Source organism: Mucilaginibacter gotjawali, assembly GCF_002355435.1.
In the GTDB taxonomy this organism is placed as follows: Bacteria; Bacteroidota; Bacteroidia; order Sphingobacteriales; family Sphingobacteriaceae; genus Mucilaginibacter; species Mucilaginibacter gotjawali.
In genome coordinates this window covers 4,998,908-5,010,598 of record NZ_AP017313.1, presented here as the reverse complement: position 1 = coordinate 5,010,598, position 11,691 = coordinate 4,998,908, and the positions used below count along the sequence as shown (strand labels likewise).

At 43.3% G+C, this 11,691-nt stretch carries 9 protein-coding genes and 1 pseudogene; 3 read left to right on the top strand and 7 right to left on the bottom strand.

Translation table 11 applies throughout. The features are described 5' to 3' along the window. Positions 1–192: 192 nt before the first annotated feature. The 5 genes from MgSA37_RS22105 to MgSA37_RS22085 form a co-directional block, all read right to left on the bottom strand. Entirely contained in the window at positions 193–507 is a 315-nt protein-coding gene (locus MgSA37_RS22105; protein WP_096355089.1) for a single stranded DNA-binding domain-containing protein, read from the bottom strand. 84 nt (positions 508–591) lie between these two features. Beyond that, positions 592–903 (bottom strand): hypothetical protein, encoded by a 312-nt coding sequence (locus MgSA37_RS22100; RefSeq protein WP_096355087.1) that lies wholly within the window; start codon positions 901–903, stop codon positions 592–594. A 26-nt stretch (positions 904–929) separates the two neighbouring features. After that, a complete protein-coding gene (locus MgSA37_RS22095; protein WP_096355085.1) occupies positions 930–1,952 on the bottom strand; it encodes an NAD(P)H-dependent glycerol-3-phosphate dehydrogenase in 1,023 nt (340 codons plus the stop codon). Between the two features lie 222 nt (positions 1,953–2,174). Next, positions 2,175–3,533 carry an efflux RND transporter periplasmic adaptor subunit gene (locus MgSA37_RS22090; RefSeq protein ID WP_096355083.1) on the bottom strand — a complete coding sequence of 453 codons (1,359 nt, stop codon included), beginning with the start codon at positions 3,531–3,533 and terminating at the stop codon, positions 2,175–2,177. 157 nt (positions 3,534–3,690) lie between these two features. Further along, a complete protein-coding gene (locus tag MgSA37_RS22085) occupies positions 3,691–5,136 on the bottom strand; it encodes a TolC family protein (protein WP_096355081.1) in 1,446 nt (481 codons plus the stop codon). A gap of 99 nt (positions 5,137–5,235) precedes the next feature. Here MgSA37_RS22085 and MgSA37_RS22080 point away from each other — a divergent pair. Both MgSA37_RS22080 and MgSA37_RS22075 read left to right on the top strand, forming a co-directional pair. After that, a pseudogene (locus MgSA37_RS22080) lies at positions 5,236–5,858 on the top strand (polysaccharide deacetylase family protein). Positions 5,859–6,276: 418 nt separating this feature from the next. Beyond that, positions 6,277–8,544 carry an aconitate hydratase gene (locus MgSA37_RS22075; protein WP_096355079.1) on the top strand — a complete coding sequence of 756 codons (2,268 nt, stop codon included), beginning with the start codon at positions 6,277–6,279 and terminating at the stop codon, positions 8,542–8,544. 253 nt (positions 8,545–8,797) lie between these two features. Here the strand turns inward: MgSA37_RS22075 and MgSA37_RS22070 are convergent, their stop codons facing one another. Beyond that, positions 8,798–9,352: a porin family protein gene (locus MgSA37_RS22070; protein WP_394365404.1), complete on the bottom strand. Its 555-nt coding sequence runs from the start codon at positions 9,350–9,352 to the stop codon at positions 8,798–8,800. Positions 9,353–9,525: 173 nt separating this feature from the next. Between MgSA37_RS22070 and MgSA37_RS22065 the strand changes: the two genes are divergently transcribed. Further along, a complete protein-coding gene (locus tag MgSA37_RS22065) occupies positions 9,526–10,014 on the top strand; it encodes a hypothetical protein (protein WP_096355074.1) in 489 nt (162 codons plus the stop codon). An 11-nt stretch (positions 10,015–10,025) separates the two neighbouring features. Here the strand turns inward: MgSA37_RS22065 and MgSA37_RS22060 are convergent, their stop codons facing one another. Further along, positions 10,026–11,690: an ABC transporter substrate-binding protein gene (locus MgSA37_RS22060; RefSeq protein WP_232010709.1), complete on the bottom strand. Its 1,665-nt coding sequence runs from the start codon at positions 11,688–11,690 to the stop codon at positions 10,026–10,028. Position 11,691 lies beyond the last annotated feature (1 nt).

Sequence of the window (11,691 nt, the reverse complement as noted above, 5' to 3'; positions counted from 1 at the left end):
TTGAGACTGGAGATTAGAGATTAGATGATTTGTCAGAAAGTCCGGAAGTCAGTAAAGACCGAAAAGCCTGCCTGCCGACAGTTCCGAAAGAAACTGCGGCTAACGTTTCGGTAAAAACAGCCAGAATTAGATAGCAAAGATCATATAACACTATATTACAAATGAACAAATGAACCAGTGAACCAATGAACGTTACCTGCTATATTCCACCGCCACTGAATCAGGCAGCATGAGTTTGAGAGAATGGTCGTCGAGTTTCTGTATCCGGTAAATGGTATAGGGCAGGTTGCCCTGGTAGGAGGTAAAAACCGTATCGCCTTTTACGAAATAATCTTCGGCTTCCTCGCCGTCAATGGCGAAGGTTTTATCGGTTATGTTTAATTTTTTGGAGCCATCCTTTGACAGCCACATTCCTTTAAGCTTTTTATTGGAAGGGCTTTTGCAGGCCCCGCTGATCAATACAAATGCACAAGCCAGATGCACCAATACCAAAGCGGTTTTTTTCATGACGAAGCTGTTTGGCTAAAAAATAAGCCTGTAATATTAAACAGCTAAAAATACGGTTTAATATTACAGGCTTAAAGGGAAAAATTACATTTTCTTATCCATTAACTGCGATTTTTTCAGGTAAACCCTGTGTCCTCTTTTGTTAATGTAATAATAGTGCGAGTGCTTGTTGATATAAACGGTTTCGCCACCGGGACCGCATTTTCCATCATATTTTTTATCAACCACCGCTGATTCGGTTGTTGCTGCAGCATGTGCAGTTGCATGCCCTACCTTTTTTGCCGTGTGCTTCATTTTTTGCCCCACGGTGGTATCCTGTTGCATTGGTTTTGCCTGGCTTTGTGCAAATGAGAAAATTCCCACTGCTATCAGTGCCACTTTTAATACATTCTTCATAGTAGTAAATGTTAAGATTTATACTACTAAGTCAAATGTTCGGCCAAATGTTTCATTTCGAGCACCGGAGACCGTTTTTCGTATAAAATGGCATAAACAGCGTCACAAATAGGCATAAATACATTGTACTGTTTATTCACCTGGTGTAGACAATTTACTGCATAATAACCCTCGGCTATCATATTCATTTCCAGTTGTGCCGAGGTTACCGTATAACCCTTACCGATCATATTACCGAATGTACGGTTACGGCTGAATTGCGAGTAGGCAGTTACCATCAGGTCGCCCAGGTAGGCTGATTCTTTAATGTCACGGTCTATCGGGTGTACGGCATCTACAAAACGTTCCAGTTCGCGGATGGCATTGGAGATCAGCACCGCCTGGAAATTGTCGCCATAGCCTACACCGTGGCAAATGCCGCCGGCTATAGCATAGATGTTTTTTAATACCGCGCCATATTCGGTGCCATAAATATCGTCCGAAATTACCGTTTTAATATACCGGGTATTAAACATGCCGGCAAATTCAGCCGCAAGTTCTGTATCGGCGGAAGCGATGGTGAGGTAGGATAATTTTTCCAGCGCTACTTCTTCTGCATGGCAGGGGCCGCTGATTACCAGGAAACGATCATAGGGAATATCATAATGCTGGTGCATAAATTCACCAATGATGAGGTTTTCATCCGGAACGATACCCTTTATGGCTGATATTATTTTCTTACCCTCCAGGTCAGCGGTGGTGATGCCGGTGAGCGCCTCCTTTAAAAAAGCCGCAGGCACGTTTAGTAAAACATAATCGGCCTCATGGATCAGCGAAGCCAGGTCTGTTGAGATATTTTGAGCCGGCACATTTATTTCAACCGAACTAAGGTAATGCGGGTTATGCCTGAACTTATGCAGATGTTCTACCGCTTGTACATTGCGCATCCACCAGAATATTTCTTTCGGGGTAGTGTTATCGCTCAGTATCTTAATATTGGCTGTTGCCCAGCTTCCGCCGCCAACAACGGTGATCTTTGGATGGGTGAGGGGTGAGTAGTGAGTGGTCAAAATGGTGAGTAGTGAATGTTAAATATCAAATGCAAAACACACAATATTGTTTCTGTTTTAAAAGTTTGATTTTTCTTTCAAAACAAAACTTATCAAATAAAAAGTCCTGCCAGGTTTAATTGACAGGACAAATTTAATGAAATATTGTTCATTAGTTCATTAGTTCACTGGCTCATTGGTTCATTAGTAATTTTTATTAGCTTTTACCTTTAAGCTTTCACCTTATTTTCCGTCCCCGGTAAACAACTTGCTCTTATCCACTTTTTTAACTACCATACCATCGTTCAGGATCTTGGCGATGGTTGCAAACGGAGCTGACACCACTTCGTCGCCATCCTTAAGGCCCGATAATACCTGGATATAACTGTCATCCTGGATGCCGGTAGTTACCTGTACCTGTTTTACTTTACCTGCGTTATAAACAAACACATATTCTTTTACAACGGCTGCTATTTTGGTTTTTGTGCTGTTATCGTCGGTGGTTGACGTATTGGTTGAATTGTCGCTGTTTACGGTAGTAACCATTTTCTTCTGTTCGCGGGTAGTAACTGATTGAATTGGTACCGATAATGCTTTTGCGTGATTGGTATTGATATCCACGGTAGCCGTTAATCCCGGGCGGAATGGGTTAGGGTTTTCGGCGGATTTAATCAGCAGGTTTTGATAGGAAGCCGGGCTGATCCTTACTTTAACGGTAAAGTTGGTTACCTGGTCGGCATTAGTACCCACTACGTTTGCCGAGCTGCCAATTTCGCTAACCACACCGGTAAATGTTTTGCCTAAAAAAGCATCCACCTGTATTTTTGAAGAATCTCCTAATTGGATCCGGTTGATGTCATTCTCATTTACATCAACGTTTACGTCCAGTTGGCTCAGGTCAGAGATAGTCATGATCTCGGTACCTGCAAACTGTTGTGTACCCAATACGCGTTCACCTTTTTGGATTCCTAATTTTGAAACTACACCATCGACGGGCGAATAAATATTGGTTTTGATCAGGTTATCAGCCGCTTCTTTTACAGATGCCTGTGATTGAGCCAGGCCATACGTTGAACCGATTACATTTTGCTTGGCTGCTTCAAGCGCCGCTTTGGCGCCGTCATAGCTTGCCTTTGCTGCTTCAAATTCGGCAGTAGTGATTACTTTATTATCATATAGCGCCTTGTCGCGTTTGTAAATAGAGGCCTGGTTATCAAAGGTGGCCTGGGATTGGGCCAGCATTTGTTTGGCATTGCCGATGCTCGCTTTTTGGGTATTGTTAGCTGCTTCAGCGCGGTCATACTGCGATTGTAAAATGTCAGGCCTGATTTTACAAAGCAACTGCCCTTTTTTTACCACATCGCCTTCTTTTATCGGCAGTTCAACCACCTCACCCGAAACTTCGGGGCTGATCTTTACTTCGATATGCGGCTTTATTTTGCCGCTGGCCGATACCGTTTCGTTGATGTCGCGTACGGCAGCTTTTTCGGTAGCCACCTGGGTTACGTCGGGTTTGCCAATTACACCTGTCACTTTTAATAAAATGAGGATAAGGATAACAGCGCCAAGGCTGATCAGAATATATTTTGTAGTTTTTCCCATGATTCTTGTGTATTTTTCACTTTTTAATTTTTTCTTTAACGGTGTTCAAGAGGGCTACGCCGTTTCGGATTTCGGATGTTCGATTTCGGATTTATTATTTTCTAATTTTCTTATTTTTTCTTTCGGACTTTCGGACTTTTCCGACTTTCCGGACTTTTTACAAAGTTATCGGGTTACCAAGATAATAGTCAATCACCTTACTTCTGAATACCACCTGGTACTGCGCTTCGATCATATCATTCTGCGATTTATTGTAATTAGTTAAAGCAGTATTATAATCAAGTGTGTTTACCAGCCCGGCATCAAACCGCTGTTTGGTAACATTTAATGCTTCCTTATTTGAATTATAAGTGTTTAATGATGATTGATAACTTTTCTCAGCTGCCTGCAGATCAAGTACTGCCTGTATAATAGTTTTGCTTAAAGTATTCTTTGCAAGCTGGGTGCTTAGCTGGGCATACTCATAGTTTAACTTAGCCTTTGTTACTGATGTCCGTGCGGTAAAATGATTAAAAATCGGTATTTGAACGCTGATACCCAATGATTGGTTGAAGTTATCCCTTACCTGGTTAAGCGGCGAATATGATGCGGTTATTGGTAGTTGCTCCATAGTTACAACGCTTTGTTTTGTAGCATCCACAAAACCAATAGGCACCGATGTGTATGGCGTTGCCCCTATGGTATGCGTAGTTACCAAACTTGAATAATTCGACCCGGCACCGGCAAAAAAGGATACGGTTGGATAGTAGCTGCCTTTAGCTACCTTAATTGCCTGGGCATATGTTTCCTGCTGCAATTCGGCAAGCCGTATATCAGGGTTGTTTGTAAATGCCGTTTTTATAACCTCGGTTGCATCGTACACGGTCTTTATATCGGTCAGCTTGCTGATATCAGGTTTTTCAACGGTTATGGAAGTTGAAGAATCCATCTCCATATACTGCTTTAATATCAGAATGGCCAGGTCGGCTTGATTTTGAGCAGTGGTTAAATTTAACTCAGCGGTTGATAGCTGCGCCTGTGCCTGTGCCAGGTCGGCGCGGGTTGAATTACCCAGATCGAAGTTTTTCTGTGCCCTGTCAAGCGTGATCTTTGCCAGGTCTATTTGTTGTTTTGCTGCAACTACAAGGTCCAGGTCGGTCAAAATGGTCAGGTAATCTGTAACCACGTTTAAAAGCAGGTCGTTCTTAACTTTTGCTGTGCTGGTTTTATCCGCATCCAATATGAGTTTATTTTGCAATATCTGGTTACGCAACTGACCTCCCTGGAAAACGGTTACCGAAAGCTGGGCGCTTCCAGAAGCATAAAAATTTGTTTGACTGCTAACCGAATAAGTGGTTAAATTGGCGCTGCGGCCAAAATTATACGTTCCACTCGGATTGGCTGAAAGGCTGGGTAACTGGTTATACTTTGCCTGTTTGTAATCCTCATTGGCAAGCGCCTCGGTAAATTGGGCCTGCTTAATGGTTAAATTATTTTTTATCGTCAGGTCAACGGCCTGCTGCAAGCTAATCACCTGCTGCGCTTTTGCTGTAAAGCTAAGCAATGCAAACGCCGCAATCCCCGCGAGGCTTATCAGTTTAGGTCTTGATAAAAATTGTACCATGAGTTTATGCTGTATATTAATTTGAGATGTTAGATTTGAATAATTTGCGAACCGGTTAAGGGCTTGCTTATATTCATTTCGTAATTCTGCTGTTTTAAAATGTTGCTGATCAAGACACCTAAATGGTTAAAAATATTGTATCCCAAACTATTATGGGACGCCAATGCAGCTAACCGGTGCATTTATTTGACGTTTGACGACGGGCCTATACCCATTGTTACACCATTTGTTTTAAATATTTTAAAACAGTACAATGCCAAAGCTACTTTTTTTGTATAGGCGACAATGTTTGCAAGCACCCTGCTATTTTTGAGCAGGTAAAAAACGAAGGCCATGTCATCGGTAACCACACTTTTAATCATTTAAAAGGATGGAAGACTGAAGATAATATTTACCTCGACAATTTTTTGCAGGCCGATAAATTACTGGATACGAAGCTTTTTCGCCCGCCATACGGGCGCATCAAACGGTCGCAGGTTAAGCTGCTGCAAAAAGCAAAGCCAGGCATTCAAATTGTAATGTGGAGTGTGCTTTCAGCAGATTATGATGCCACCGTCAGCCCGGAACAATGCCTTAATAATGTGATCAAAAATACAAAGCCCGGTGATATTGTGCTTTTTCATGATAGTTTAAAAGCGCAGGAGCGGATGGAGTATGCGCTGCCGAAGGCGTTGGAATATTGGAGTAAGGAGGGGTATAGTTTTTGCCCCCTGGCCCCCTAAAGGGGGAAGAAAAGTTTGCAGTTTGCGATAGGGATGGCAGCGGATACCGGCCCATGTGGTTAAGGCCCGTGCAGTATGATCCGCCTTGGGGCGGACCGGGCCGCAGGCATCGCCCCAAAACAGAAAATTACTTCAATTGAGTCCCGGCTTTGAGTCTTTATTTAGATTTTTAACACAAAGGTCGCTAAGAAGACACAGAGAACACAAAGGAAGAATAAACTTACTCAACCTATCTAACTCAATCAACCTAATCAACCCAATCCAACCAATCAACTAATTTAGAACCCCTCCAAATAATATTTACACACTTAGCTGACAGCATTTATTCTTAATTTTTGTAAATTCGCCGCTCGACACTGTTAAAAGTGTTTTTTTATTAAGTTTTTCTACTAATTCCTCACCTAAAAGTTCAAATACGATGGCTTTTGATTTAGATATGATCAAAAATGTTTACGACCGCTACAGCACCCGCGTGGCTGCTGCCCGTAAAGCGACCGGCAAACACCTTACTTTAACCGAAAAAATATTATACGCCCACCTTAGCGAAGGCGATGCCCAAACAGCATTTGGCCGCGGTGTGGATTATGTTGACTTTGCACCCGATCGCGTTGCTATGCAGGATGCTACCGCACAAATGGCGTTACTGCAATTTATGCAGGCGGGCCGTCCAAAGGTGGCCGTACCTTCAACCGTTCATTGCGATCACCTGATTCAGGCTAAAATTGGCGCCGACCAGGATTTGAGCACCGCCAAGGATGTAAATAAAGAAGTTTATGATTTTTTGGCTTCGGTATCGGATAAATACGGGCTGGGTTTCTGGAAACCTGGTGCTGGTATTATTCACCAGGTGGTTTTGGAAAACTATGCATTCCCCGGCGGTATGATGATCGGTACCGACTCACATACCCCTAATGCAGGTGGTTTGGGGATGATCGCTATTGGTGTTGGTGGTGCTGATGCCTGCGACGTAATGGCCGGACTGCCATGGGAGCTTAAATTCCCGAAACTGATCGGTGTAAAACTAACCGGGAAACTTTCCGGCTGGACATCGGCAAAAGACGTTATCCTTAAAGTAGCTGGTATCCTTACCGTAAAAGGCGGTACCGGCGCTATTGTTGAATATTTTGGCGAAGGCGCACGTTCGCTTTCTGCAACAGGTAAAGGCACCATCTGCAACATGGGTGCCGAGATCGGCGCGACCACCTCTATTTTTGGTTACGATGAAAAAGCGGCTACCTACCTGCGGGGTACCAAGCGTGCTGACATTGCCGACCTTGCTGACGCGGTTGCCGAATACTTAACCGGCGACCCTGAAGTTTATGCAAACCCTGGTGATTATTTCGACCAGGTGATCGAACTGAACCTGAGCGAACTGGAACCGCATGTAAACGGTCCGTTTACCCCTGACCTGGCATGGCCAATCTCTAAATTTGCGACAGCGGTTAAAGAAAACGGCTGGCCGGTAAAACTGGAAGTTGGTTTGATAGGATCATGCACCAACTCCTCTTATGAAGACATTACCCGTTCGGCTTCTATCGCCAAACAGGCCATTGATAAACATTTAAAAACCAAAGCGGAGTTTACTATAACACCGGGATCAGAACTGGTACGTTATACAGTTGACCGTGATGGCTACCTGGACACTTTTGCAGCAATGGGCGGTGTTGTGCTGGCGAATGCCTGCGGCCCATGTATCGGCCAATGGGCCCGTCATACTGACGACCCTACGCGCAAAAACTCTATCATCACCTCTTTCAACCGTAACTTTGCCAAACGCCAGGACGGTAACCCGAATACCCACGCGTTTGTGGCTTCGCCGGAAATTGTAACTGCATTTGCTATTGCCGGTGATCTTACGTTTAACCCGCTGACTGATACTTTAATCAATGACAAAGGCGAACAGGTAAAATTAGACGAACCATTGGGTATTGAAATGCCGGTAAAAGGTTATGCAGTGGAAGATGCAGGCTACCAGGCGCCAGCCGAAGACGGCAGCAAAGTAGAAGTGAAGGTTGACCCTAAATCATCCCGTTTACAACTGCTTGATCCCTTCTCTGCATGGGAAGGCACCGATATTTTTGGCTTAAAACTTTTGATAAAAGCAAAAGGGAAATGTACTACCGACCATATCTCTATGGCTGGTCCCTGGTTGAAGTTCCGCGGGCATTTGGACAATATCTCCAACAATATGCTCATCGGAGCGATCAACTATTTTAACAATACTGCCGACAGCGTTAAAAACGAATTAACCGGAGAATACGGCCCGGTACCTGCAACCCAGCGTGATTACAAAGCGCATGGCATAGGCACCGTTGTAGTAGGCGACGAAAACTATGGTGAAGGTTCATCACGTGAACATGCTGCTATGGAGCCGCGCCACCTGGGTGTCCGTGCCATCCTGGTAAAATCATTTGCCCGCATCCACGAAACCAACCTGAAAAAACAAGGCATGCTGGGTATCACTTTTGTTGATGCCAGCGACTATGATAAAATACAGGAAGACGATACCATTGATATTATCGGCTTAACCACTTTTGCCCCCGGCAAACAGTTAAGCGTGGTATTGCACCATAAAGACGGATCGACCGATAGCTTCCCGGTAAACCATACCTATAATGCACAGCAGATAGAATGGTTTAAAGCCGGCGGCGCGCTGAATATCATCAGGCGGCAAATGGCTTCGTAAGGAGGCGAAAGCTGAAACCTGCCTGCCGACAGGCAGGGGTAAAAGGCGAAAGCATTTAAGGCCTCTCCGTTTTGGGGAGGCTTTTTTTGTGAAGCAAATTATGAATGAATAAGCGTTAATTGTTGTTGTATGCTTCCGCAAATTACTTCGTAAAATCTTCCAATTTTATTTTGCCGGCGGGGGGTTGTGTTTAGGCACAACTAATTTGAATTGCGGAAGTCGGAATTGCGATTGCGGAATGTCTGGGATTGGCCTATCTAAACAAATATCCCACGGAAAAGCTAAATACCCGGTTTTGTGGGGTGGAACCACCGCCTAAGTTGGCAAACCCTAACCCGTAGCCGGCGTCTACGATAAATTTATTGATGAATTCTGCTCCGACTATGAAATTGATCCCGTAATCCGGGTTACGATAGTATTTGCTATATGAAAGAGAAGTATTTGTTCCATTTATCGATGAGTTCGCCGAAATGCCATAGCCCAGGTAAGGTCCGCCGCCAATATGTAAGTTTCCATCTTGTAATTTTACAATTTTATACAGAAAGTTAATAGGCAGTTCAATGAAATTCAGCCTATAAGTCAATGTAGCTTTTTGTGGGTTTTGCTGATTAGCATCAACAAAAAGTAAAGTAATTTGTTCGCCTTTTGTGCTATAGAATAAACCCGGCTGGATTGTGAAATTTGAAAATTCAATATTGACGATACCACCTGCATTAAACCCGGGGAGGTATTTGCCATAATTTGTAAACCCTGGACCTGTAAGTGATAATGTTGACAAATTAAGCCCGGCTTTAATGCCATAATTTATGGTTTGGGCGAAAGTAAATGCAGTTGAAAATAGAAGGATGAGGATAAGGTATGATTCTCGCGTGAAATGAAATTTAAGTTTGGAAAGATAGGTATTTATTGGAAATGAAATCGATCTGTTATTTTAAGTAACACGAGATCATTAATAACTAGAATAAATAGTACAATTGTAAAATGAATTGGGTAATCAGGAAATTAAACAAGTTAAAATATCACACCAACCTTATTGAACTTTTTAAACCCATTTGTGAAGAAATTAATAACCATAACTGGATAATCTCCGATTTCGAGTTTAATGGATGCGACAATTTCCATGAATTGCCTATAAATTACGAGGAAGAGTATTTTATATTGAAGCCTGAACAGTTTAAGAGAGTTATTGACTCCGGGATGCAAATGATATGGGGTGTGATTTTGGCTGTACCTCTTGATGTTAAAATAGAGATCAGTAATGAGCTTGTTCCCTTTATTGAGAGTAATCCATTTATTTTTGAGGATGGGCACATACAATACCAAGAAGCCGTTATGGAAATAGACTGTTTTGATAGCAGTTATACGATAGTCAAATTTAAAGACGAGGTATTATCTAATAAGTTTACCGGTTATTTTGATGAGGCAGTTGCTTTGGATAAGTTTCGTTCAAAACACACTAAAAACGAGTAGTATGCGCATTTCTAAATCTTTTTTATCTTCTTAAACACCAGCAAATTCTGCGCGTTAACGCTATATCCTGAAATATTATTCTGATACAGGTTAACCCGTTTATCATAATACAAAATAACTACCGGCGATTGCTGCATTACAATATTATCCATCTGGCGGTAAAGGGCGTAGCGTTTTTCATCGTTAGGCTCGTGGTAGGCCTGTACGAACAGGGCGTCGAATTGTTTATTGTTAAAGCCGGTATAGTTTGGCCCCCAGGGGATCTTGTTTTTTGAGTAGAAAACAGAAAGGTAATTTTCCGCATCGGGATAATCAGCCAGCCAGCTTCCGTAGAAAAAGTTGACGCCGTTTTTGGATACCAGTTCGCGCAGGCTGGCGCCCTGGGTAATCTCCACACTTGTTTTAATGCCGATCTGGCTGAGCTGTCCCTGCACATACTCAATCAGGCTGCGGTAGCCTACGGTGGTATGTAAAACAATTTCGGGCAGGTTGTCGCCATTGGGATAACCGGCTTCTTTGAGTAACTGCCTTGCTTTTTCGGGATTGTAGGAGTAGCCTTGCATTTTGTCTGCCTCAAAACCCGGCATCCCGACAGGAATAAACCCTGCCGAACCTGCCGTACCCATGCTGTTGCGCAGGTATTTGATCATCTTTTTGCGGTCGATGGCGTAATTGATGGCCTGCCTTATTTTTAAATGCCGCAAGGGCGAGCTTTTCACGATAGCCAGGCTGCTATCTACCAGCATGCCCAGGTAAATGGTATTGAGGAACGGGCCGGTGCTTAAGATAAATTTTCCTTTGTATTTGGTAGTGATCTTACCAGACTTGGTGAGGATATCATCGCGGTAGCTGCCATCAATATCATTCAAAAAATCGAGCTTGCCGCTGATAAATTCCATAAAAGCGGTTTGTTTATCGCCGATAAAGGTGGCACGAATGGCATCCAAATGGGGCAGGGGACTGCCATCCTTATCTTTTTCCCAGTAATGTTCGTTTTTCAGCAATACCAGTACTTCGCCTTCTTTCCAGTACTTAAACCTGAATGGCCCGGTACCCACCGGGTGCTGGCGAAAATCTTTCCCGTAAAAATCAACCACCTCATGCGGTACTACCGAACAATACTGCGAAGTAAGCATGCTTATAAACGGCGGATAAGGTTGTTTCAGTTTTACCTGAAAAGTAGAGTCATTTATAGCGATAAAACCGTTACAGCCGTTCACCTTGTCACTAAAGATCCATGAGCCGGAGGAGGCCACTTTCGGGTCGACGAGGCGGCTGAAGCTGTACACAAAATCAGCTGCGACGGCTTTGCGGCCTATACCGTTTTTAAAATGGGGATCATCATGAAAATAAACATCATTACGCAGGTGAAAAGTATAGACAGTGCCATCGGTTGAAATATCCCAGCTTTTTGCAATGCAGGGGATGGTTTTCAGGCTGTCATCAATCTGCACCAGGCCGTTATACAACGCATTGTTCATCCAGATGGCATTCTGGTTGCGCGAAAAAGCTGGGTCAAGGGAACTGAGGCCTTCATCCAGGTTGATATTGAAGACGGTTTTTTTGGAAGTGGATGTATTGTTTGAGCAGGAGATGAATAGCAGTAGCAGTAGTAATTTGAAAATTGGTTGATTTGAAAATTTGAAAATTGTTGAACAATGCTGTTTTACTCCCACG